We start from the raw sequence: 24,765 nt of genomic DNA on the forward strand, positions 1-24,765 counted from the left end.
CATTTAAATTATTTCGACAGTTTCTTAATCTTTTGATAAACTGCCTTTCTTTGTTCTTGTTGATGCATAAGCTTTCATCAACAATGTTCCAATAATCCCCACAGCGACAATATTTGAAACAGTCGCGAATACGCCTTGTGTAAACACTTTACTTGCGGGTTCACTATAAATCAAAATATCCAAACTAGGCGCGATTAAGCCCCAAACGACAATATTACCAAAGGCTTGGAAAATATTGAAACGCACCATGTCATTTGTTGTAAATTCACCATGTTGAAGATCCATTTTACGACCAGCGAAGCCAAAAATAATACCAATAATTCCTGAACAAATAATCCAGCTCCACCAAGCGCTACCATACGTGGTAAAATCTTTTAACGTGTGACCGATCAAACCAATTAGCCCTCCAGCTACTGGTCCAAAAACAACTGACATTAAAGCAAGAAATGGATACGACGTTTCTAAGTTCGTATTAGGAATCCCAGTTGGAATCACAACGAATCGACCTAAAATAACAAAAACTGCAGAGCCAATTCCAATTGCTACAATTGTCTTGACGGACATTTTTTCTTTCATTTCGCTCCTCCATTCTATAACTCCATTGATTTACAGCCGCTCCCTTCTTGATTTTATCAAATAAAAAAAGAAGATACGCGGTGCATCTTACTTCTAAAATAGTACCCTTTTAACCGCTCTATGTCAATGATAGACGGAGCTTATTAGCTATTTTCTTTTTTTGATTTCCAACAAAGAAACCAGACACTTAACGCAAGCTAGCATTAAGTGTCTGGTTTCTAATTTGTTCTTATTCAACGCCGATTTCTGCACGTACTACTTCAGCAATTTTATCAACGTAATAATCAACTTTTTCTTGTGTTGGCGCTTCGGCCATCACACGTAACAATGGTTCTGTTCCAGAAGGACGAACTAAAATACGACCTTCGCCATTCATTTCTGCTTCTGCTTGTTCGACAACTGCTTTGATTGCCGGAACTTCCATTGCACCATTTTTATCTGTGACACGAATATTGACTAATTTTTGTGGATAAATCGTCACTTCATCCGCTAATTCAGATAATTTTTTGCCCGTTTGCTTCATAACATTCAACAATTGAATCCCTGAAAGCATACCATCACCTGTTGTGTTGTAATCTAAAAAGATCATGTGACCAGATTGTTCGCCACCAAAATTGTAATCATTTTTACGCATTTCTTCTACAACATAGCGATCACCCACTTGCGTTACCACATCTTTTAAGCCAATTTCTTCTACAGCTTTATGGAAACCTAGATTACTCATCACTGTTGTAACAATTGTATCTTTTTTCAAACGTTTTTTCTCAGCTAAATATTTAGCACAAATATACATGATTTTATCACCATCGATAATTCGTCCTAATTCATCGACTGCAATAATTCTATCGCCGTCGCCATCGAAAGCCAAACCAGCATCTGCACCTTTTTCAACAACCATTTCTGCCAAAGCTTCAGGATGAGTGGAACCCACACCATCATTGATATTCAAGCCATTAGGACTTGTTCCCATTGTATAGAAATCTGTCTCTAAATCCGCGAAGACACGATTGACTGCTGTTGCGGTTGCTCCGTTGGCAGCATCTAAACAAACAGTCATATCCGCTAAATCGCCAGGAATACTTTGAACTAAAAATTGCGAATATTTTAGTAAGCCTTCTGGAAATTCATCTAACGAGCCTAAGCCTTCTGCAGAAGGTCTTGGTAAGGTGTCTTCTTCTGCATCTAACAATGCTTCAATTTCTGCTTCTTGATCGTCTACTAATTTGAAGCCATCTGCCCCAAAAAACTTAATCCCATTGTCTTCCGCAGGATTATGTGAAGCTGAAATCATTACGCCAGCGGATGCTTTTTGTAAACGAGTTAGATATGCTACACCAGGTGTTGAAATCACCCCTAATTGGAAAACTTCAATTCCGACTGATAATAATCCAGCAATCAATGCTTGTTCCAACATCTCACCTGAAATACGTGTATCGCGGCCTACGAGAACACGAGGTTTTCTTGAACTATCTTCATGTTGACTCAACACATAACCACCGTAACGCCCTAATTTAAAAGCTAATTCAGGTGTTAACTCCTTATTTGCAATTCCTCTTACACCATCTGTTCCAAAATATTTACCCATTTTGATTCTCCTTAGTCACTTGATTCTCTGTATTTTCAGTTGAACCAGCAGTTGTACTTTCTACTGTTGATCCCTCACTTGTTGTTTCAGAAGTATTTGATTCTACTTGACTGGATGTACTTGGTTGTACTGCTTGGCTACCTGAGCCAACCGTTGTTGAACTTGCAGGTTCCTCTGAAGTTTCATTTGTATTTGATGACTGTTGTTGATTGTACACGGGGCTCAAAGAAACGTCAACCTCATCTGGTGTAACTACGTATTCTCCATTAACGGGAATAGTCACTGATTGTTTTGTTTCTTTGCGAATATCAGAAATATCTACCGGTACCTCAATTGATTCTAGCGTATCTAAAATTGATTGCGGGCCACTGACCCTAACTTGGTACGTTGATAAACTATAATTGTAATGAGCGATCCCAGCTGGTGGCGTACCTGTCATACTAACATTCAGTGGTACATCTTTTGTTGGCGCAGTTAAGCCTACTGTTACTTTGACTTGTGGTGCTGGATTTTCGATACTTAGGACTTGACCTTTGGCATCTAGCGCTTGAACATTTACCGTTTGTTTAATCGTATCAATTGTTTGTTTGGCACTTGAGACTGGCGCAATCACTTTGTCAATTGCTTTCGCTGTTTCTTCTCCAGTTGTTACTTCTACAGTTTTTGGATCTACAGAAATATTTTTTACTTTGTAGCCTTCTTTTTCAATGTTATCAGAAAGTTGTGCTTCTACATCGAATTTTTTTGTTACTCTCTTTTCAATCGTTACAGTCACTGTTTTCGGTTCAATTTCAGCTGTAACAGCTGAACTTAGTCCCCGAACTGTCAAAGGCACTTCCGAAGTCCCTAATGGCAATTTGGTTAAGTCTGCGACCACTTGGAAATTTCGTGTGTCAGCATTTGATTCCATGTTTAATTGAATGCGGTTCGCACTACGTAAATGAACATTTACACTCTCTTCAAATCCAGAGACATAATATTTGTCTTTATCGTATTGGACTTGGACAGGAATATTATTCAGTGTCTCACTATACGTTTGGCTTGAACCTGAATTGGAGGGATTATTGCCTGTTGCATTGGCATTAAAAAATAACAACAATGCAAACAGCAATGAAAGCAAACCATTAAACCAGCTTTTTTGGGAGGCTTTTCTCATTTGCGTTTAACCCCCTTTGTTACATCATCGATAAAATGCTGCAAAGCACTTTTTTTATCTTCCGATGATTCCGAAATTAACTCCTTACGCAAAATTGTTAAATACTCTTCTTGCGTTAGTCCAGGAATTAATTCATTGTTCAACGTCAAACTAACGTCACCAGTTTCTTCAGAAACAACAATCGTAATGGCGTCACTGACTTCACTGATACCGACCGCGGCTCTATGGCGCGTTCCAAATTCTTTTGGAATTAAATTGCTTTCTGATAGCGGTAAATACGCACTAGCAACAGCAATTTTTTCATTTTTGATAATCACTGCACCATCATGTAGTGGTGTATTTGGAATGAAAATATTAATCAGTAATTCACCAGTAATATCGGCATCCAAATCAATACCTGTCTCAATGTATTCATCTAAACCAGTATTGCGTTCAATGGTTATCAAAGCACCAATTTTCCGTTTTGACATGTACTGAATGGCTTTGTCAAAGGCCTGAATAATACGCTCATCTTCTTGTTGCGCACCTTTATTCGGGCGGAAAAACGAACTTCTCCCTAGATGTTCCAGCCCTCTTCGCACTTCTGGTTGAAAAATAACAACCGCGGCGATTACACCATACATGATGACTTGATTCATTAACCAAGATAATGTATGTAGACCAATTATCTCACTTAGAATGCGGATAATGATAAAAACAGCGACACCTTTTAATAGTTGGACTGCTTTTGTTCCACGAACAAGCATGATTAATTTGTAAACGAGGTACCATACGACTAGGATATCTATGATATTGATAACAAAATCCTTAGATAAGAAATCCGTTGAGATGACTTGCTGCCAATAATTCAAATCTAATAATTGATTCAATTGAAACGACATCATACCCCTCACTTCTCTCTCAAGATTTCCTAACAAGTATACCACATTATTTTCTTTCATCACAGAACGCAAGCGGAAACATCAAAAAAATTTAGGAACTTTTTCAAATAACTTGAAATTTTTCATCAAAAAATCGCATTTCTAACTAAAAAACGTGTCTAAGCAAAAAGCTCAGACACGTTTTTTTGATTTCTATTTAATCTTGCCCACGTTGTTTTCTCTTGGCTGCTCGTTCAGCGCGACGGGCAGCCCTTCTTGCTTCCGCTTCCGGATCAACTACGCGTTCTTTTTTCACTCGTGGCTTCTCGTTCTCTGGCGCAGTTATTTCTGGTTCACTTTGTTTTTCTAGTTTTGCTCGAATTTTTTCTTCTTGACCAGCTAAACGAGCATAATTATAGAACCGTCTCTTAGCATCGTTAATTGTTTTATTAAATAACAACTCCGCTGTATCTGGTTGACTGGATTCTAAGGACGCAAAGCGAACTTGTTGGCGCATAAACTCTTTCATTAATGAAAAATCTGGTTTTTTGAAATCCAATGTCATTGGTTCTTTGCCTTTTTCTCGCAATAATGGATTATAGCGATATAAAGACCAGTAACCTGAATGAACCGCGTCTTTCGCTTCTTTCAACGTTTGACTCATCCCACCTGCTAAACCATGTGTAATACATGGTGTATAAGCAATAATAATCGATGGTCCAGGGAATTTTTCTGCTTCTTCAAAAGCTTTAATCGTCTGCATTTGGTTTGCACCTGAGGCAATTTGAGCGACATAGACATTTTCATAAGTCATTGCCATCATCCCTAAATCTTTTTTAGAGGCATACTTCCCACTGGCAGCAAATTTCGCAATCGCTGATGCAGGAGTTGCTTTGGAAGTTTGGCCACCTGTATTGGAATAGACTTCATTATCTAGAACTAACATATTCACATCAGCGCCACTGGCTAACACGTGGTCAATACCGCCGTAGCCAATATCGTAAGCCCAGCCGTCCCCACCAATCATCCACTGACTTGGTTTGACAAAAAGATCTTGATCGTCATAAATTGCTTCCAATAAAGGTTGATTCGTTTTTTCTTCAAGCAAAGCTGCACGTAATTTAGCTGCACGTTGTTGCGTACCTTCACTTTCTGACAGATGTGCTATCCAATCTTCCATCAATAGACGCAACGAGTCACTGGCTACAGAAAAAGCTTTGGTCATTTTACTAGCTAAACGTTCGCGACGCACTTGCGTTGCTAACAACATGCCGTAACCAAACTCGGCATTATCCTCTAAAAGAGAATTTGACCAAGCTGGACCTTGTCCTTGTTCATTCGTAGTGTAAGGTGTCACACCCGCTGCAGCACCCCAAATCGATGAGCAACCTGTTGCATTAGCAATTAGCATTCGGTCACCAAACATTTGCGTCAATAATTTAACATAAGGCGTTTCGCCGCAACCAGAACAAGCACCAGAAAACTCTAATAAAGGTTTATTAAATTGCGAACCTAAAACAGTATTCGGTTTTGCTGGGTTTTCCTTTTGACGTAACGTCATAGCAAACGCCCAGTTCATAGCCTGCTCTTTTTCTTCTTCATAAGGTTTCATTACTAAAGCTTTGCCTTTAGCTGGACAGGCTTCAACACAAAGACCACAGCCAGTACAATCTTTGACTGAGACTTGGATACGATATTTCAAGCCGTCGGCACCACGTAGATCACGCACAATGAATCCTTCTGGCGCTTCAGTCATTTCTTCTTCATCGGCTAAGAATGGTCGTATCGCCGCATGAGGACATACAAAGGCACACTCATTACACATAGTACATCGATCGCTAATCCACTCAGGTACTTCTAATGCAACTCCACGTTTTTCAACTGCCGCAGTTCCCAAAGGCATCCGCCCATCTGTCATCCCATTTTTCGCTAGTGTCGCAACAGATAACGCATTGCCTTCTTGACGATTAATCGGTTCAACAATTTCATGAACAAAATCACTAACATTTTCTGAACGTTTTCGAGATTGAACTTCAAGCGTTCTCCACTCTGCTGGAACAGGTACCTGATGCAACAATTCAACGGTCTTATCGATTGCTTGAATATTTTTTTCGACAACTTTCATGGACTTATGACCATAACTTTTCAGTGCTTCTTCTTTTAAAATTGGCAACACTTGCTCAAAAGGCATAATTTGCGCTAATTTGAAGAAAGCTGTTTCCATCGCGGTATTAATTCGCCCGCCTAGTCCGACTTCACTAGCTAATTTCACTGCATTGATTGTATAAAACTGAATCTCATTTTCAGCTAGATACCGTTTTAATTGATTGGGTAAAAATCGTGCTAGTTGTTCATCATTCCAAATGGTATTTAAGAGGAAAGTACCACCTTTTTTTAACCCTTTTACTAAATCATAGGTATGCAAATAAGCGGCTGTATGACAAGCCACAAAATCAGAATGTTCAATGAGGTACGTTGAACGAATAGGCGTCTCGCCAAAACGTAAATGAGAAACGGTCAACCCGCCTGATTTTTTTGAATCATAATAGAAAAAGCCTTGAGCATACTTGTCTGTATGATCACCGATAATCTTAATTGCTGACTTGTTCGCCCCTACTGTCCCATCAGAACCAAAGCCCCAAAATTTAGCTTGATAGGTTTTCGGATTCGTCAAATCAAGTGGTTTGCCAACTTCTAATGAAGTATAAGTTAAATCATCATCAATCCCAATTGTAAAACGCTTCTTCATGGCAGAACGTTCTTTCATTAATTCATCAAAAACCGCAACAATTTGATTTGGCAATACATCTTTAGAACCTAAACCATAGCGCCCACCAATAATCGTTGGGCGAATATCCGTTTCATACATCGCACTTTGGACATCCAATAATAACGGTTCACCACCAGCACCGGGCTCTTTCGTCCGATCCAAGACAGCAATTGCTTTAACTGATTGTGGTATTTTTTCAAGAAATGTTTCAACTGGAAATGGTCGATAAAGATGGACATTAAGGAAGCCAACTTTTCTTCCTTGTTCTTGTAAATAATCAACCGTCTGTTCAATTGTTTGTGCAACTGAACCCATCGTGACGATCACTTCTTCTGCATCTTCTGCGCCATAATACGTCACCAAATCATAATTGGTTCCCCGTAACCGGTTAATTTCTGTCATATATTTTTGAACAATACCAGGTAATTTTTCATAATAAGGATTTATTGTTTCTCGTTGTTGAAAGTGAATATCTGGATTTTGGTTCATTCCACTAACGGAAGGGTGATTCGGATTCATGCTCCGACGACGAAATTCGGCTAATTTCTCTTGGTTTACTAAGGGTGCTAATTCTTCATAGTCAAGAACTGCCACTTTTTGAATTTCATGACTTGTTCTAAAGCCATCAAAAAAGTTCATAAATGGAACACTCGCTTCAATCGAAGCTAAGTGAGCCACTGGTGCCAAATCCATCACTTCTTGTACACTGCTTTCTGACAACATAGCAAAGCCTGTTTGGCGTGCGGCCATTACGTCTCCTTGATCACCAAAAATATTTAAAGCATTCGTAGTTAAAGCTCGGCTCGCCACATGAAAAACAGATGGTAATAGTTCTCCAGCTATTTTGTACATATTAGGAATCATCAAAAGTAACCCTTGTGAAGCCGTATAGGTCGTGGTAAGCGCGCCTGTTTTTAAAGAGCCATGGACCACGCCGGCAGCACCAGCTTCCGATTGCATTTCGACTACTTTCACAGGTTGACCAAAGATATTTTTCTTACCTTCGGCCGACCACTGATCAACAAGCTCAGCCATTGTTGAACTTGGTGTTATTGGATAAATGGCTGCTAATTCTGTAAAGGCGTAGGAAATATAAGCAGCTGCTGCATTCCCATCCATTGTTTTCATTTTCCGCATGTTTTTCTCATCCTTTATATCTAAAAAATAGAATAGTTGCACGCATATTCTTGTTTATTATAGCGTAAAAACCAAACATTTGAAACATTTTTCACAAACATTCTTTAGAGTTTCCTTTCCCAGTTACAAATTGTCTCTATGTTTTTATATATAATTAGTTTATAATAACAACTGAAAATAACGATCTACAGAAAGGGAGAATATGTTGAAAACTCTTCAAAAAAATAAATTTATTATCCTTGCTTTTTTACTACTAACCATCATTTTTTATTTTATCCCTTACGCTCACGATGAATGGATGTGGGGAAGTCAAGAAGGGCTTGATTTATTAAAAAATGGCTTTCAAGGATACAATGGACGCTACTTTGGAAATATCTTCGCTTTAATTATTACTCGTAGCGTTTTAATTAAAAGCTTGTTTATGAGCGGCACGATTCTATTATTACTTACAGTACTAACAAAATTCACTAACCTAAGTTTAGATAGAAAAACAACTACAAATAAAAAATTTCTTTTGATTTTTAGCCTAGCTCTGCTTATATTAATTCCCACAAAACTTTTTCAACAAACTTATGGATGGCCGGCAGCCTTTGTGAACTTCGTTCCTCCTGTCATTAGTTTAGTGGTTTTTTTCATAATAGTGAATTACTTATTTACTAATGAAACAGCTAATTTAAAACACCCTGTTCTAACAGGTATTGTTTTAAGTTTAGGGACTCAATTTTTTTCTGAAAACATCAGCGTTTATATCACATTCCTTGCAATTGCTTTATGTATTTATTCTTGGAAAACCAGAAAGATGATTGATTCGTTCTTACTTGCTTTTCTAGTTACAAGTTTCCTTAGTTTGATTATTATGATTATTAATCCAGCCTACTTAAACGCTGCCAATAATACTGACGGCTATAAAAAAATCAATTTATCGCTTTCATATTTTTACTATAAAACAATTGGACCGATGGCAGAAAATATTTTTCATCAAAATCGTTTCATTAATCTTTGTATAGCAACGTTAACTTTATTAATCTCTAAAAAACAAGATAAAGATATTTTACAATCAAAGGCAACGCAGCTGATAAATAAAGGAGCTCTATTTTTTATAAGTACTTATACGGTTTTCTCTGTCTTTATTTATCCTTATTTCACAATATCCTATAATCGCAGTCAAGATTTCACTGCACTATTAGCTTTACTATACTACCTTTCAATATTTATATTTATACTCATTCAATTTAAAGGTAATTTAAAAGCAAAACTACTTTTCTTGTTCTTATCTATCGTATGTACAGCCGGGCCTCTTTTCATTGCTGAGCCCATCGGTCCCCGGTCATTTTATATTACGTACGTTTTTTGGATTATACTTATTCTGCAATTTATCGCTTATTATTTTAATTTACAAAGTGAAGAAGAAAACAACCTTGAAATACTGTTTATAACGAAAATTCTTAAACAAGGAATTCTTATCTTATTAACCTTTTATACCTTGATGTTTGCATACACCTACAGAGTAGAACAACAAAGAAAAGAAATTATAGATGAGGCAATCGCTAATAAAGAAACTTCCGTAAAATTACCTTTATTACCAAATGGAGAATACTTTTGGGAAAAAGGAACAACCGCAGAAAATTGGATGCGACGTTACAAAACATTTTATAACATTCCGCAAGAAATAACGATTACATTCGTACCGATGGAAACAAAATAAAAAAAGAGCCCTAGGGCTCTTTTTTTAGTACAACTCCAAATATTGTTCTCTTTCCCATTCAGAAACGGTTTGACGGAAGGCTGCCCATTCCATTCGTTTCGCTTCTACAAAATTGGCAAAAATGTGACGACCTAATGCATCAATCATTACTTGATCTTTACGTAATTCTTTGATGGCATTGTGTAAGGTTGATGGCAAATCTTCAATTTGTGCATGTTGACGTTCTTCCTCATTCATCACATAAATGTTACGATCAACCGCTGGCGGTGGCGTAAGTTCATTACGAATACCATCCAAACCTGCTTGTAATAAGACTGCCATTGTTAAATACGGATTCGCTGAAGGATCGACAGAACGTAATTCTAAACGAGTCGATAAACCACGAGATTCAGGAACTCGAATGAGTGGTGAACGATTTCTGCCGCTCCAAGCTACATAAACAGGTGCTTCATAACCTGGTACCAAGCGTTTATAAGAGTTCACTGTTGGGTTACATACCGCAGTATAGGCACGGGCATGTTTTAATAAACCACCTAAGAAATGATACGCAGTTTGGCTTAAGCCCATCTCTCCTGACTCGTCATAAAAAACATTACCTTCTTCATTAAATAATGACATATTGCAGTGCATACCAGAACCATTAATTCCAAACAAAGGTTTTGGCATAAATGTTGCATGCAAGCCATGTTTGCGCGCAATAGTTTTCACAACTAATTTGAATGTTTGAATATTGTCACAAGCATCAACTACATCAGCATATTTAAAGTCAATTTCATGTTGACCAGGTGCTACTTCATGATGCGAAGCTTCCACTTCAAAGCCTAAACTTTCTAACTCTAAAACAATATCACGGCGACAATTTTCACCTAAATCGGTTGGCGCAAAATCAAAATAGCCACCTTTATCATTCAAGTCAGTGGTAATTTCACCATTCTCATCTAATTTAAATAGGAAAAATTCTGGTTCTGGTCCTAAGTTAAAAGAAGTAAAGCCTAATTCTTTCATATCTGCTAAGGCGCGTTTTAAATTACCGCGGGGATCTCCGGCAAAAGGGGTACCATCAGGATTGTAAATATCACAAATTAAGCGCGCAACTTTTCCATGGTCGCTTTCCCACGGAAAAATCATCCATGTAGATAGATCAGGGTATAAATACATGTCACTTTCTTCGATACGAACGAATCCTTCGATGGATGACCCATCAAACATCATTTTATTATCTAATACTTTATCTAGCTGACTCACAGGAACTTCAACATTTTTAATTGTTCCCATAATGTCGGTAAACATTAGTCGTAAAAAACGTACGTTTTCTTCTTCTGCAATATGTTTAATCTCTTCTGCCGTTTTGGCTTTTCTTGTCATCGGTCTGATCCCCATCCTTCATTTTTATTGGCTGCTGAAACGTTAGAGCCTTGGTACATTCGATTGGAACGGATTTTGCTGAGTAAGTCCTCCTTGCGAAAGGATTTCGTCGTATAAAATCTGACGAACATCTGCATCGGTTAACGGACGAGTTGCCTCGGCGGTGTTTTTTTGTTCCTCTAATTTCATTTCATACACACGCTTAATCCCTGCCATGTTCAATCCATCAGATAAATAATCTTTAATTTCTAACAAAACATCAATATCATTTAAAGAATACATGCGTCGGTTGCCCTCACTACGTTCTGGATGAATCAATCCCTGTTCTTCATAGTAGCGAATTTGTCGAGCGGTCAAATCCGTTAGTTTCATAACTGTACCAATTGGAAAAACTGACATGGAACGGCGTAACTCTTTTTCTCTCATCTCCATCCTCCTCTCTTAGTTATTTCTTAGAATAACAATAGAATGACAAATTGTCAAGAACTTATGTTAGATTTTCTAACATAAAACAAAAAACCTGATAAATATGGACTTTCCCATCTTTTCATGGCTCATTTTCTCCTGCTAACCAAAAAAATAGAAATGATTTGTTTTTACAAATCATTTCTAATCAACTTACCATTTTTTATTCTTTTTCGGATTCAGCCAACCATTTAGACTCTTTTTTCGCAAAGCCTTTCACGATATACCGATTTTCATTTTCAGCATATTCTTCTGAAATCATTAGTGTCATCCGGCGAAGTTCACTTAATAGTTGTCCGTCAATTGGGCTAATTTCTAATTGATAAGGCTCGAGTAATTCCATCATTTGGGCACGGATAGCTTGAACCAGTCGTTCTTTATCTTCAGAAATTTTAGTTGAGATCAATACATTGGGAAATAAGGTTGGGACAAATTCTTTGCTGTCCACTTGATCTCTTTTATTATAAACCGTCAAGCACGGAATATTTTCCAACGCTAATTCTTTCATCAATGTTTGAACTGTGCGTTCATGTTGTAAACGATCTGGCGCACTTGCATCCACCACATGGAGCAGTAAATCCATCGTCCGACTTTCTTCCAATGTCGACTGAAAGGCTTCAATCAGCTGTGTTGGTAAATCTTGAATGAAGCCAACCGTATCGGTCAGCGTAACTTCCATGCCTTGAGGCAATTGCCATTTTTTGGTTAAAGGATCTAACGTTGCAAACAATTGATCCTCTGAATAAGTTCCTGCTGTTGTCAACATGTTGAGAATGGTTGATTTGCCAGCATTGGTATAACCAATCAAGCCAATTTGAAATAGTTCTGAATTTTGTCTTTTCTGGCGGCTTCGTTCACGATGAGCAGTGACTTCTTTTAACTCACGACGGATGCCTAAGATTTTATTCCGAATGTGTCGGCGGTCCGACTCTAATTTCGTTTCACCAGGCCCGCGTGTCCCAATACCTCCTCCAAGTCGGGACAACTGTTTTCCTTGACCAGCCAAGCGAGGCAATAAATAATCCAATTGCGCTAATTCAACTTGTAACTTTCCTTCTTTGGAGCGCGCACGCAAAGCAAAGATATCCAAAATTAATTGTACACGATCAATTACTCGCACAGCTAACGCTTCAGATAACAGTTGATTTTGGCGCGGTGTGAGCTCATGATTAAAAATAACAAGATCCGCTTCATAGGCATCTGTTAATTGAATTAATTCTTCCAATTTCCCCTTACCGATTACGGTTTGTCGATCGACTTGTGGTCGTTTTTGTGTTAAAACAAACACCACTTCTCCATTAGCGGTTTCCGTTAAATTCGCCAGTTCTTCCATTGATGCAGAAAATGTCTGATAATTTTTTTCCGTCTCAACTCCTACTAGAATCACTTTTTCATGAGTGGTCATCGCCTACTCACTCTCCTTCTGTTGTAGCCATTCCGCTACTTCTTTTTCCAACTTGGGCAAATCTGTTGGCTGCTGAACCAAATTCCACCAATGCGCAGCCATTCGATTTCTAAACCAAGTCAATTGACGTTTGGCATATCGCCGCGATTGCTGTTTGACTGTTTCAACCGCCATCTCTAATGATTGTTCACCGGAAAAATACGGGAAAAATTCTTTATAGCCAATACCTTGAGCTGCTTGTGCATGTGGTTGCTGAAACATCTGTTTTGCTTCTTCCAACAGCCCTTCTGTCATCATTTGATCCACCCGCTGATTAATACGCTCATACAATAAAGCGCGATCTGTTTCCAAACCTAACAAATAATAATCATAGAGACGAGCTGGTTTTTCCTTCGGGGTCAAAATACTATAACCTGTTTTATCAAAGACCTCTAACGCACGAATGACTTTTTTGCGATTATTAAAATGAATGCTGTTAGCCGCTAGAGGATCCTTTTGTTGTAATAACTGCCATAAAGCTTGATTCCCTTTTTCTTCCGCAAATAAATTGTACGTTTCTCTAATTTCAGGCGAGTCATCTATCTCACGACTTCCTAGTTGAAAATCATAAAGAAGTGATTGAATATACAAACCTGTTCCTCCAACGATAATTGGTAGTTTCCCTTTTTCAGTAATTTCTTTGATTTTTTGACGACCCTCTTTCTGAAAATCAGCAGCAGAATATGTTTCGCTGACTTCACGGCAATCAATTAAATAGTGAGGAATCCCTTCTTTTTCTGTTTCTGTGACTTTAGCGGTGCCAATGTCTAACGAGCGATAAACTTGCATGGAGTCACCGCTAATAATTTCACCATTAAATTTTTTTGCTAAAGCAATACTTAATGCTGTTTTCCCCACCGCAGTGGGTCCTACAATAACTAATACTTTCTCCAATTATGTTTCTCCTTCTTCTTGCCAATTTTGACGAGCAAATTTTGCTTCCTCAGGAAAATCAGTATGAACACCCGCCAATTTTAGCTGAAAACAATTTTCCATTTCTTCCATCCGATTAACAGTCCACGGCCGCAGCGGTTTGCCAATTGTGATAAGTTCTTTTTCATGAGCCAACACCCAAGACATTTTTGGATGTAAACTATCGACAAGCGCGAATGCCGGTCCCGCTTGACTTAAATCCTCTGCAGATTCATAAATAAAGGCAATTTCTGTCTTAGGATCAGCTTTTTTTAATTTAACTAAACTTGGAAAATAAAAACTGGAATATAAATAACGAAACGGCCAGTTTTTTTGCTTCATTTGTTGGACGACTTTTTTCTCAATTCCTTCATAATGGATAATGTCCGTTTTAAGTTCAATATTCAAAAAACCATTGAATTGTTCTTCTTCAAGACATTTTAAAACATCTTCCAATGTTGGAACACATTGAACAGAAGGATTTTTCTGAAACCAGCTTCCAGCATCTAGTTGTTTTAATTCGTTTAATGTTAACTGTTGGATTTCACCATGACCATCTGTCGTACGATCAACCGTTTCATCGTGCATAACGATTAAATAACCATCTTTAGAAAGGTGAACGTCTAATTCAATTCCTTCAGCACCAACACGAACAGCCTCTCTGAAAGCAATACACGTATTTTCAGGATGGGTGCCTTTACTTCCTCGATGTGCAATAATATCTGTCATGCTCTCACTCCAATCTTGTTTATTGTACCATTGGAGTGAGGTGGGTTCAAATATAGGAAAAACGAGATACAGTCATTCGACTACTACCTCGTTTTTTATAAGTAAAATGAATATATTCATTAATCAATCTCTTTTAACTCTGATTCTTTAGTCTCATTTTTCTTTGGCAAACTGTATATATTTTCTACAAAATACAAGGGACGTTTCTTAGTCTCTAAAAATACACGGCCAACATACTCCCCTAAAATCCCTACAGAAATCAATTGGCAGCCACCTAAAAATAATATCATAATCATTAGCGAAGGGAAGCCTGATGTGTCCGCTCCAAATATCAATGTTTTAATTAATACATATATCATGTAAATAAACGCAACAAAAGAAACTAAAAAGCCAAAATACATTGAAATCTTTAAAGGAGCCGTTGTATAAGAAGTAATTCCTTCAATTGCCAATTTCAATAATGCGCCAAAACTCCATTTTGTTTCACCGTGTAGTCTCTCATCCGCATCAAATTCAATCGCAACCTTTTTGAAGCCTACCCAATTATATAACCCCTTCGTATAACGTTGAGATTCTCTCATTTGCTTCAGCGCCTCTACTACCTTGCGATCAAGTAACCGGTAATCTCCTGCATCTGGTAAAACAGGCGTATTGGCTAGTTTTCCTAATACTTTATAAAACCATTTAGAGGATGTTTTTTTGAACCATGACTCCCCTTTGCGTTGATTTCTTTTAGCATAGACATCTTCATAACCTTGCTGCCAAAGATCAATCATATCAATAATTGTAGCTGGCGGATGTTGTAAATCAGCGTCCATTGTAATAACAGCATCATGTGTAGAATAATCAAAGCCCGCACTCATTGCTATCTCTTTTCCATAATTTCTGGACAAATCAATTAAAGAAACATTATCCGTTTGTTCAATTAATGATAAAACTTCACTCACAGTGTTATCTTTGCTTCCATCATTAATAAATAATATTTCAAAATCAACTTCGTTTCTTTTTTTTTCTAAAGTTTCATTTAATTTTTTATATAGAGGACGTATATTATTTGCTTCATTATACGCGGGTATTGAAATTAAAATTTTCTTTTTCACAGGTTAAATCCCCCAAATTTAATACTTGCATACAAATTTTAGCATACCATATTAAACTTTTTTTATCTATGACTACTTCGTACAAATTACTTGAAAACTTATTGAGAACTATCAGCTCTCAATAAGTTTTATTTATTCTTTTAATTCATAATTAACGTATTTATCCAAACCAGATTGAATACTATATTTCGGTTCATAACCAATGGCACGTAATTTAGATATATCCGCTAAGGAATCTTTGATGTCCCCAGCTCGTGCTTCTTTGTATTCAACTGGCAAAGTGACTTTCATAATATCATTTAAAGAAGATATTAACTCATTTAAATCGGTTGCTTTCCCTGTTCCGACATTATATACTTCCCCAAGTGATTGGTCAGAATGAGCGACAAGATTCAACGCTTGAACCACGTCCTCAACAAAGACAAAATCACGAGATTGTTTTCCATCACCAAAGATATTGAATGTCACTTCTTGATTGGCTAATAAGCGTTTGTAAGAGTCCATCACAATCGAAATAACGCCAGAATAAGGCGAATTAGGATTTTGGTTTGGCCCATAAACGTTAAAGAAGCGAACAGCACTTGTTGGAACATCATATAAATGACAATAGTTTAAAACATATTTTTCAGAAGCAAATTTATCCACTGCATAAGGCGTTAATGGACGAATTACTGATTCTTCCTGTTTTGGTAAAGTTGGCTCATCGCCGTAAACCGCTGCAGAAGAAGCAAACACCAAACGTTTTAAATCTTTCTGGTATTTCCGAATTAATTCCAGTAATTGTAACACACTCTCAAAATTGACTTGGTGTGTTTCCACTGGACGTGCTACTGAATCTGCTACACTAGCAATCGCTGCTAAGTGAAAAATGTAATCGAACTGATACTCTTGCAGTACTTTTTCCATTAATTGTTGATCAATCACGCTACCTTCAATGAACGTGATATTTTCAGATGTGTTTAAATTTTCAGTTTGGCCCATTGATAAATCATCAATGACCACAACTTGATTGTCTTTACTATAATAATTTGCTAAGGTTGAGCCGATAAAGCCGGCGCCGCCTGTGATTAAAAAGTTCCTCAAGTTTCCCACTCCAATTAAAATAATACATTAATTTTACCATTTTTAGGTGTCAAAGACTACCGTTTGTTTTTTTCAATAAAAAAGGAGAGAAAATAACTTTCTCAACCTTTTACTAAATATTTTAAATTCTTTGCGTTATTAACAAAACTCTTATGAATGAATAAGAAATAGATAATGTACACAATTCCATAAGAAATGAAACTATAAATACTACCGCCAAACCAAAGATTACTAAAGATAAACAATAATGTAACCAACGTTTCCAATGCAGTGCTATTTCCTATTTTAATATTCATATCTTTGCATAGAAAAATTTCCGCTAAATTACAACGAAATGCTAAACTTACTAATATCAATCCAACAGTTAAATTCAAGTTCCCAACAACGAAAATCACAAACAACGATAAGATTAACGACAAGGCAAGTGTCAATACGTTAACAAATAAAATTGTTTTTTCTTTTCTCAACGTTTTTAAATACGTGTTAATTAGTAAAGACATCCGGCCTTCATAAATAACTATAGGAAATAGAATTCCCATAAATTTCAAACTCTCGCTATATTCGGGTAACCACATACCTAAAACAAATTTGACGGGTACATATAACAGCAGAATTGCATACGTCAACGGAACAAAAACACCTCTTAATGTGACAAATAAAGACGGCAATCGCTCTTTATTTGTCCGTCTTAACAACGGAAACATTACAATTCCAACAGCATTAATAAAAGTTAAAAACATATTTGATAAACTTAAAGTAAAGGACAATTTACCAAAGGTTTCGATGGTCCAACGCTGTTGAACAAAAAAGCGAATGGTTCCCATTATTAGCATACTTGCTATACTACTGAGCATTAGTTTACTACCTATGTTAATATTATCAACTATTTCAGGAGTAACTTCCTTCAAACTCATCATGTTCACACGCAACATGTCTTTAACTCTAAACATTCCCCAAACCGTAATAATCAGTTTAGAAAGTATGTCCATAATGATTAGCCAATAAAAATCTCGTCCTCCTAATGCAAAGTAAATTGCAATGAACAAGACATATAAATAGCGATCATTTCTGGATAATTGAGCATATTCCTTAATACGATTTGTTGACTGAAAAACATACAGAATAAACGTTTTTGCAATTGTAATTACTGAAACAATGGCCGTCAATATCAAAATAATCCCTTGATATTCTTTCGGCATGAAAAAGTAAGCCCAAAGAATGACAAAAGCAGAAATACAACATTCAAAAATCGCTAAATACCAGAATTGAGAACCGAGATTTCTTTTATCTAAATTTTCGTATTCTTCTCCCCCAATTTTTAAATAGATACCATCAATCCAGCCTAAGTGGAGAAATCCAACATATGAAGAATAAAAAACATAAAGTTGCCAATAACTGTATTCTGTAACGCCTAACAACTTAGGGACAAATAAATTTAAGAGAACCGAAATACCCAACGTTGCAAAATTTGCAGCCACAGTATAATAAAGGTTTTTAGCCACCATTTTTGCTTTTGAATTCATAGCATTATGCTCACTTTCTAATTTTATATTTCATGATATGGTAGATATCTGTGCTAAAATAAAACTTGTGATGATACTTAAAAAAGGCACATAGAATCGGAATAATTTTTTTTCGTTCTAATAAAGATACTCGCATATTCAACTCTTTAATCAAGTTTGAAAGAACTTTGTCTTTATATTCAAATTCTTCAACATGTGGTTGGTTATTTAAATAATTCTTTGCAGCCTTTGTACGCTGTAATCTCCGGCGTAAAGTATTCAATCTTTCCTCAAAGTGATTTTGTCTCTTAGCTAAATCAATTTCTTTTTTAAAGGAACTTTGTCCATGTTTACGCCATCTAATTAATTCTTCCCTAACAATATAGAGCCCATCACTTAATAAAGAACTTCCCCACATCGCCATATCATGTACAGGATTTTCCATTTCAGATGCGTATAGATTAACATTGGCAATGAAGCTCTTTCTAATTGCATATACACATCCCGGGCGACGTAAAAATAAATTGTTCTCATTAAATATAATCTGTTCTGCTTTTTGATTAGACAATTTAACTGAATCAATCTTTTTTAATTCCTCTGCTAATCCACCAGGTTCTACTAATTCAGTATAATCACTTACTAAAACTTTAACATCAGTGTTTGCAAAAGCTTCACACATCACTTCAATTTTAGATGCATCCCAAATATCGTCTTGATCACACGTAAAAACAATTTCTTTAGTAGCAGCATTCAATAGATTAAAGAAATTTTTGCGCCAACCTAAATTTTCCGTGTTGATTTTCAAATGCCACGTTTCACCTAATTTATTTTCAGAAATAAAGTTCTCAATTATTTTAACTGTAGAATCTGTAGAGCAGTCATCCCAAATTAATACTTCATCAATTTTTTTCGACTGATTTTTTAAGGAATCCAACTGTTCTAAGATATTTTTTTCTCCATTATAGGTAGCCATAACAACAGTTGCTGTATATTGCTGCTTCATTTAAGTACGCCTTCTTTCTAAAAAACCTATAAATAATCTTTATTTTTGGTAAAAATCATAGGGATGATGAGTGATTCTTTCTTCTACTGGAGGCATTTCCATATAATCTCCATAACGTAAAGTTAAAAATTGTTTTCGCTTTTTAATGGCCATAAATCTATGTCCTTCAAACTCTACATCCTCATATTCCAAAAACCATTCATTAGGAAATACACCCCAATCTATATGAATCCATTCTAGATAACCACAATGTTTTGTTGCTCCAAATGGGGTTTTTTTTGCCTCTGTTTGATATAAATCACGCCAATATTGATTGTTTCCTACTTTTTTCACTTTAAAATGATTAGGATAACGAGTTATTAATTTTATTAATGCCTTACTAAGATGAAAACTTCGTGCATAACTTAAACCTAAAGTATCCATTAAGTTTAACCGATACTGTTCCGTTCTCTTTCTTAGTTCATTTCTCTCCTTTTGAGTATCAGGGATACCATCAATTGGAAAAATATCTACAAAAACTCCTAAGTCCTTATCTTCTCCACCAAAATATTGTTTGGAATGAGCTACAGTATTAGGATCAACTAACTTTGCAAAAGGATAACGAAAATGTTTCCGTGTTTCAAAAGAAAGTAATTGATAGTTAGAGTCGTTTTTAAGGATTTTAATTAACAATTCATAATCTGGCCTTGGCATAACTATATCAATATCATCATCCCAAGGAATAAAACCTTTATGACGTTCTACACCAATCAATGTTCCATAAAACAATGTATAATGCAAGTTGTTAGATCGACAAATATTATCGATATACACTAATATTTCAACAGCCTTCGCCTGAACCTCTTTTAACGTAAGTTTTTGCATGATATTACTCTCCTACTTATATAATAATCAATTGTATAGTAGAAAAAATGAGCATCATTGCTCATTTCCTCTAATCAAATCATTTTCCATGTCAGTGCGATACTGAATCTTACCCAAGTACAACCAAAAAATAACTGTTGCAAAACGTCTTGTTAAAATGACTTCTGTTATTAGTAATCCAGAAATTAAAATTACCAACACAATTTGGTTATCTAATACAAAATCCATATAATCTTTAATTCGAACGTTAAATAATAATTTAGCAGAATTAAACATTTTAGATAACAGAAAGATTAGAAATATAATTGTGCCTGAAATTCCTGTAGCTGCTAATAAATAGAAGAAAAAACTATGCGGTGTTTGAGCAGTTTTAGCAATATGCGTTTGTGGTAATTTATCTTTGGCTATATCTACGAAGCCTTTTGGAGAAGTCCCAAAAATAGGATTCAATTTCATTAAGTCTATCGCACTTTTCCAAAGAGCAAATCGACTATTTGAAATATCGCCTTTCCCTTCAACATCTGGTCTCTTAGTGGTAATTTTCTCATTTTCAAGAATTTCGTTTTCTTTATTATCTAAAGCTTTTGGTACTTCAATATTCACTGAATTTGCAGCAACGATATACCCTTTTTCTATTAACTGTAAGCCCCCGAAAACAATAGCGCCACAGAAAAAAGAAACTAGTACAGCTTGTACAGCTTTTTTTATAATCGTTTTAGAAGTATTTTTTTGAAAGAGCCAATTTGTAAAGAACATACCGAAGATCACCATTGAAATCAACTGGATGACTCCTGATCTTGATCCAGACAACGCTACATAACTAAATTGCAGAAAAATTACCATGGCACAGGCCGTTTTTAACCATTTATTATTGGTATTAATAAAATTCCGAACTGCAACCAAAATACAAACTAAAGAAATGGTACATGCATAATTAGGCTCCACAAAAACACCATATAATCGGTTTTCAAAAAAACCGATTCTCATTCCGTAATACAAAGACTCCACTGGTTTTGAAAAGCTGATTCGCGCAAAAAATAAGTATAACCCAACGATTACTAATGCGGTCCAAACAATTAAAAGTACATACTCAAAAGCTTTAAAAACAGATTTATCATTCGAACGCCCTACTTCGTAAACGGAAAAGAAAAAGATACATTGCCAAATGATCAACTTAATGTTCTCTGAAAAAGCATACGTATGATTAATAAATGTTGTTAAAAATAAAATTCCTATAAAAGCAATTAGCCAGTATTCTATTCTTCTTTGTTTTTTTTCTATAAAAATTGGCAAGAAGTGACATATGAAGTAAACACCTGACAATAGCATAATTATCAAGGTAAATAATGAATCTATTTTTGTAGGTAAAGTCGAATAAATGCTAACCATTCGACAAATTAGAACTAACTCAAAAAAAACAATATATGGTATAGCTATCCTTTTTTCTATTTTTTGCATCTGCTGTGATAAATTAATAATCATCATATCCTCCAATTATTTAAAACAACTTTTAGATTACAACTTGTTAATCTATTGTTTTTTCTATATATTTTCTTTTCAATTTAATTGGTATTTTATAAAAAGGAAGACCAAACATAAGTAAAATCATTGATAGTTTACGACTTTTTGTAAAAACTTTATTTTTCATAATAAAAATAAAGTTTTTCCGAAGATAGCGAACAATTTGTTTCGTTTCTTTTTTCTTCGGAGCATTACTAATCAAAATTTTATCTAACACTAAAAAATTTGCAAAACAAACTCTTTGATGGGCAGCTTCTTCTATAACTGCTCCCTTGCCTTTCAATTTAAGTTCATTTTTCTCCCAAGCTTCTATAAACTCAAATTGTTTATCTGAAAACGTTTCTGTATTAATGCTACCCATTCGATGATAATAGTAATATTTTTGCGTTGAATCAATAGAGACTTTCTGACATTTAGATAACAAATCTACTATAATAAATGAATCTTCATGATACTTTCCTTTAGGATATCTTAAATCCTCAAAGAGTTTTCGTTTATATAATTTATTTACAGCATGTACGGAAATAATGTTTCCTTGTAAAATTAACAATAATGCTTCTTCTCTAGAAAAAGTTCCCTGTATTAAACTTTTTACAACAGGTTCTTTCCCCTCATAGACATCATAAATACCACAGATTGATAAATCGGCATCTTCTTTTACGATATTTGTATATAATAACTCATACATATCATCCGCAATGTAATCATCACTATCTACGAAACCTAAATACTCACCTGTCGCTATCTCAATTCCAGCATTGCGAGCATCGCTTAGCCCACCATTTTCTTTATGGATAACTTTTACCCGTTGATCTTGTTCAGCAAACTGATCACACATTGCTCCAGAACTGTCTGGAGAGCCATCGTCCACCAGAATTAATTCAAAGTCAGTAAACGTTTGAGCTAAAATAGAGCGTACACATTTTTCTAAATATTTTTCTACATTGTATACAGGAACAATAATACTAATTTTGGGCATATCAATTTCCGCTACCTTCTAAAATTTTAATTGTATGTTTTAATGGTTCTTCCATACTGTCGTACAGTGGCCGCCAACCTAATGCATAGATTTTTTGATTGTCTAGTAGTGCTTTTGTTGCTTTAGAAAACCCTTGTTTTTCTTGGGCGGTGGCTTCTCCATGAATCACTTTTGTTCCAGCCACATTGGCTAATGTTTCCGCAAAAGTACGTAACGTAATATCGCAATGTTCGTTTGAAACATTGTAAGCTTCCCCTTTTTGCCCTTTAACTAATAAAAACAGAAGAGCAGATACAATATCTGCAACATATGCATAAGAATATAGTTGGGTCCCTGCACTTTTTAACACAATGTTTTCTTTATGGACTGCATTCATAATAAATTGAGAAGAAGCTTTACTATCCGAAAGTAACATCGTAGGCCCGAAAGTACGACTAATTCTTGGAATAACAACATCAATACCATATTTCTGAATATAGGCTTGACATAATGATTCACTTGCTCTTTTTCCTTCGGGATAACCGGCCCGTAGCGTGTTACAGTCAATATAGCCGCAATAGTCTTCCGTAAATTTATCAAGATCTCCACGATTTTCTCCATAGATTTCAACAGTTGATAAAAATAACACTTTTTCACTATTCGCTTTGACCGCATAATCTAAAATATGCTGCGTACCAGCAATATTGGTCATAATCGTTCCAATTGGATCACTGGCATATGATTTAGGATGTGTATTACTAGCACAATGCAACACATAGTCACAAGCTTCTGCTATCTGAATTTCTTCTGTGACATCTCCGATAACTATATGGAATAACGGATCTTCTAGATAACTAGTAAATCGCTCTTCTAAACGCGACAATGTTCGTCCCATCGCCCAGATCGAAATATTCGCATTTCTCGTTTTATTTTGGTACATAAGCACATCAATTAAAAAGGTCCCAATCATGCCTGAAGCACCAGTTATAAAAACAGATTTATTAGTTACTTTCGTCCAATCTGGTGTCTTCTCTAAAACTCGTTCAACGTCTGATAAATAATTATCGTCTGTAAATAACATGGTATCCCCTCCACTACTCTTCTTTCATTTTCAAGAAGCCTTTAAATAACTGTAAGTCATCTTGTGTGGTTAACTTAATGTTTTTATCTGAGCCTAAAGCAAAATACAATGTTTCGCCTAAATCCACCATCATAGTATTCGTATATGACGATTCAGAAATACCAATATTCTCACGGAATGCTTTTTCGTAAGCCCAAGTTAATTTTTCAAATTTATAGGCTTGTGGCGTTGACACGCGACGTAATGTTTCACGATTAATATATTGTCGAGTTGTTTCCTCAGTTTCTTTTACAAAAATTTGTTCATTATATGGCAACGAAGTCACTGCATTGCCGTATTCTTGACACTTAACAATTACATCAGATAAAACTAATTCATCAACTAATGGACGAATTCCGTCATGGATAACAATAGTATCTTCTGGGTTTGAATGTTCTTTTAAGAAATTAACCCCATTGTTAATTGATTCTTGACCAGAATTTCCCCCTGGGATAATCCATTGTAATTTGTCAATATGGTACTCTTTTGCATAGGCATCTAGTGTTTGTTCCCAACCTTTTTTACACACAACTAAGATTCGATCAATGAGTGGATGCTTTTGAAAAGATTCCAATGTGTAGATAATTATCGGTTTTTCCTCTACCATAATAAATTGTTTAGGAATCTCCTGCCCCATTCGTTTACCGACCCCACCGGCAATAATTAAAGCTGTAATCATTTGATACAAAATCCTTTCTTTAACTAGTCAACAACTAGTTTTATTTCAATTTTGTTTAACTTATATATTCATCAACACAGCCAAAACTGCATTCAATCTTTTACATTTTCTCATAACTAACAGTAAGTTTCAATAATTTATCGTAGACCTTAATCGAACTGTAAATATTGTCCTTTTCAAAAATAATATTTATTAAATAAAGGACACCTAACTAAATCGTTAGAGTGTCCT

General features: G+C 35.7%; 20 protein-coding genes. 1 reads left to right on the forward strand and 19 read right to left on the reverse strand.

Annotated features, from left to right (window positions below; translation table 11 throughout):
• Window positions 1-24: 24 nt before the first annotated feature.
• From IGJ46_RS08435 to nifJ, 5 genes are all read right to left on the reverse strand, one after another.
• Window positions 25-576, reverse strand: coding sequence for an ECF-type riboflavin transporter substrate-binding protein (locus IGJ46_RS08435; RefSeq protein ID WP_002356937.1), 552 nt, complete (start codon window positions 574-576; stop codon window positions 25-27).
• 229 nt (window positions 577-805) lie between these two features.
• Entirely contained in the window at window positions 806-2,161 is a 1,356-nt protein-coding gene (gene glmM, locus IGJ46_RS08440; RefSeq protein WP_002356936.1) for a phosphoglucosamine mutase, read from the reverse strand.
• A complete protein-coding gene (locus IGJ46_RS08445) occupies window positions 2,154-3,317 on the reverse strand; it encodes a CdaR family protein (RefSeq protein ID WP_002356934.1) in 1,164 nt (387 codons plus the stop codon). Before IGJ46_RS08445 ends, glmM begins: the two co-directional genes overlap by 8 nt.
• Window positions 3,314-4,198, reverse strand: a complete 885-nt coding sequence (gene cdaA, locus IGJ46_RS08450; protein ID WP_002389035.1) for a diadenylate cyclase CdaA — start codon at window positions 4,196-4,198, stop codon at window positions 3,314-3,316. Before cdaA ends, IGJ46_RS08445 begins: the two co-directional genes overlap by 4 nt.
• A 196-nt stretch (window positions 4,199-4,394) precedes the next feature.
• Complete coding sequence (gene nifJ / locus IGJ46_RS08455) at window positions 4,395-8,126, reverse strand: pyruvate:ferredoxin (flavodoxin) oxidoreductase (RefSeq protein ID WP_218391176.1); 3,732 nt, start codon at window positions 8,124-8,126, stop codon at window positions 4,395-4,397.
• Between the two features lie 160 nt (window positions 8,127-8,286).
• Between nifJ and IGJ46_RS08460 the strand changes: the two genes are divergently transcribed.
• Window positions 8,287-9,789 (forward strand): DUF6056 family protein, encoded by a 1,503-nt coding sequence (locus IGJ46_RS08460; RefSeq protein WP_218391177.1) that lies wholly within the window; start codon window positions 8,287-8,289, stop codon window positions 9,787-9,789.
• Between the two features lie 24 nt (window positions 9,790-9,813).
• Here IGJ46_RS08460 and glnA read toward each other — a convergent pair whose 3' ends face one another.
• The 14 genes from glnA to IGJ46_RS08530 form a co-directional block, all read right to left on the reverse strand.
• Entirely contained in the window at window positions 9,814-11,154 is a 1,341-nt protein-coding gene (gene glnA, locus IGJ46_RS08465; protein ID WP_002356929.1) for a type I glutamate--ammonia ligase, read from the reverse strand.
• 42 nt (window positions 11,155-11,196) lie between these two features.
• Window positions 11,197-11,580 (reverse strand): MerR family transcriptional regulator, encoded by a 384-nt coding sequence (locus IGJ46_RS08470; protein WP_002388239.1) that lies wholly within the window; start codon window positions 11,578-11,580, stop codon window positions 11,197-11,199.
• Window positions 11,581-11,782: 202 nt separating this feature from the next.
• Window positions 11,783-13,024 (reverse strand): GTPase HflX, encoded by a 1,242-nt coding sequence (gene hflX, locus IGJ46_RS08475; protein WP_010820946.1) that lies wholly within the window; start codon window positions 13,022-13,024, stop codon window positions 11,783-11,785.
• Window positions 13,025-13,027: 3 nt separating this feature from the next.
• A complete protein-coding gene (gene miaA / locus IGJ46_RS08480) occupies window positions 13,028-13,957 on the reverse strand; it encodes a tRNA (adenosine(37)-N6)-dimethylallyltransferase MiaA (RefSeq protein WP_002388241.1) in 930 nt (309 codons plus the stop codon).
• Window positions 13,958-14,704, reverse strand: coding sequence for a glycerophosphodiester phosphodiesterase (locus IGJ46_RS08485; RefSeq protein ID WP_010820948.1), 747 nt, complete (start codon window positions 14,702-14,704; stop codon window positions 13,958-13,960).
• Between the two features lie 119 nt (window positions 14,705-14,823).
• A complete protein-coding gene (locus tag IGJ46_RS08490; protein WP_002356923.1) occupies window positions 14,824-15,804 on the reverse strand; it encodes a glycosyltransferase family 2 protein in 981 nt (326 codons plus the stop codon).
• Window positions 15,805-15,936: 132 nt separating this feature from the next.
• Window positions 15,937-16,896 carry a GDP-mannose 4,6-dehydratase gene (locus IGJ46_RS08495; protein ID WP_082153324.1) on the reverse strand — a complete coding sequence of 320 codons (960 nt, stop codon included), beginning with the start codon at window positions 16,894-16,896 and terminating at the stop codon, window positions 15,937-15,939.
• A gap of 92 nt (window positions 16,897-16,988) precedes the next feature.
• Window positions 16,989-18,410: a lipopolysaccharide biosynthesis protein gene (locus IGJ46_RS08500; RefSeq protein WP_002369114.1), complete on the reverse strand. Its 1,422-nt coding sequence runs from the start codon at window positions 18,408-18,410 to the stop codon at window positions 16,989-16,991.
• A gap of 10 nt (window positions 18,411-18,420) precedes the next feature.
• Window positions 18,421-19,392: a glycosyltransferase family 2 protein gene (locus tag IGJ46_RS08505; protein WP_218391178.1), complete on the reverse strand. Its 972-nt coding sequence runs from the start codon at window positions 19,390-19,392 to the stop codon at window positions 18,421-18,423.
• Between the two features lie 39 nt (window positions 19,393-19,431).
• Window positions 19,432-20,256, reverse strand: a complete 825-nt coding sequence (locus IGJ46_RS08510) for a LicD family protein (protein ID WP_218391179.1) — start codon at window positions 20,254-20,256, stop codon at window positions 19,432-19,434.
• 54 nt (window positions 20,257-20,310) lie between these two features.
• Entirely contained in the window at window positions 20,311-21,741 is a 1,431-nt protein-coding gene (locus tag IGJ46_RS08515) for an O-antigen ligase family protein (RefSeq protein ID WP_218391180.1), read from the reverse strand.
• 40 nt (window positions 21,742-21,781) lie between these two features.
• On the reverse strand, window positions 21,782-22,756 hold the full coding sequence (locus IGJ46_RS08520) for a glycosyltransferase family 2 protein (RefSeq protein WP_033640740.1): 975 nt from the start codon (window positions 22,754-22,756) through the stop codon (window positions 21,782-21,784).
• Between the two features lies 1 nt (window position 22,757).
• On the reverse strand, window positions 22,758-23,816 hold the full coding sequence (locus IGJ46_RS08525; protein ID WP_002378507.1) for an NAD-dependent epimerase/dehydratase family protein: 1,059 nt from the start codon (window positions 23,814-23,816) through the stop codon (window positions 22,758-22,760).
• Between the two features lie 13 nt (window positions 23,817-23,829).
• The gene (locus IGJ46_RS08530) at window positions 23,830-24,534 is read right to left on the reverse strand and encodes an IspD/TarI family cytidylyltransferase (RefSeq protein WP_002378508.1); all 705 of its coding nucleotides are present in this window, start codon (window positions 24,532-24,534) and stop codon (window positions 23,830-23,832) included.
• Window positions 24,535-24,765: the final 231 nt, after the last annotated feature.

The organism is Enterococcus sp. AZ120 (assembly GCF_050546165.1).
GTDB lineage: Bacteria > Bacillota > Bacilli > Lactobacillales > Enterococcaceae > Enterococcus > Enterococcus faecalis.

Excerpts from the sequence above, each read along its gene's own strand:
- IGJ46_RS08525 (WP_002378507.1), bottom strand. The coding sequence starts at position 23,816 with ATGTTATTTACAGACGATAATTATTTATCAGACGTTGAACGAGTTTTA.
- IGJ46_RS08520 (WP_033640740.1), bottom strand. The coding sequence starts at position 22,756 with ATGCCCAAAATTAGTATTATTGTTCCTGTATACAATGTAGAAAAATAT.
- IGJ46_RS08500 (WP_002369114.1), bottom strand. The coding sequence starts at position 18,410 with ATGAATTCAAAAGCAAAAATGGTGGCTAAAAACCTTTATTATACTGTG.
- cdaA (WP_002389035.1), bottom strand. The coding sequence starts at position 4,198 with ATGTCGTTTCAATTGAATCAATTATTAGATTTGAATTATTGGCAGCAA.
- glnA (WP_002356929.1), bottom strand. The coding sequence starts at position 11,154 with ATGACAAGAAAAGCCAAAACGGCAGAAGAGATTAAACATATTGCAGAA.
- IGJ46_RS08485 (WP_010820948.1), bottom strand. The coding sequence starts at position 14,704 with ATGACAGATATTATTGCACATCGAGGAAGTAAAGGCACCCATCCTGAA.
- IGJ46_RS08505 (WP_218391178.1), bottom strand. The coding sequence starts at position 19,392 with ATGAAGCAGCAATATACAGCAACTGTTGTTATGGCTACCTATAATGGA.
- hflX (WP_010820946.1), bottom strand. The coding sequence starts at position 13,024 with ATGACCACTCATGAAAAAGTGATTCTAGTAGGAGTTGAGACGGAAAAA.
- IGJ46_RS08435 (WP_002356937.1), bottom strand. The coding sequence starts at position 576 with ATGAAAGAAAAAATGTCCGTCAAGACAATTGTAGCAATTGGAATTGGC.
- glmM (WP_002356936.1), bottom strand. The coding sequence starts at position 2,161 with ATGGGTAAATATTTTGGAACAGATGGTGTAAGAGGAATTGCAAATAAG.
- IGJ46_RS08460 (WP_218391177.1), top strand. The coding sequence starts at position 8,287 with ATGTTGAAAACTCTTCAAAAAAATAAATTTATTATCCTTGCTTTTTTA.
- IGJ46_RS08510 (WP_218391179.1), bottom strand. The coding sequence starts at position 20,256 with ATGCAAAAACTTACGTTAAAAGAGGTTCAGGCGAAGGCTGTTGAAATA.
- IGJ46_RS08515 (WP_218391180.1), bottom strand. The coding sequence starts at position 21,741 with ATGATGATTATTAATTTATCACAGCAGATGCAAAAAATAGAAAAAAGG.
- IGJ46_RS08470 (WP_002388239.1), bottom strand. The coding sequence starts at position 11,580 with ATGAGAGAAAAAGAGTTACGCCGTTCCATGTCAGTTTTTCCAATTGGT.
- IGJ46_RS08530 (WP_002378508.1), bottom strand. The coding sequence starts at position 24,534 with ATGATTACAGCTTTAATTATTGCCGGTGGGGTCGGTAAACGAATGGGG.
- IGJ46_RS08445 (WP_002356934.1), bottom strand. The coding sequence starts at position 3,317 with ATGAGAAAAGCCTCCCAAAAAAGCTGGTTTAATGGTTTGCTTTCATTG.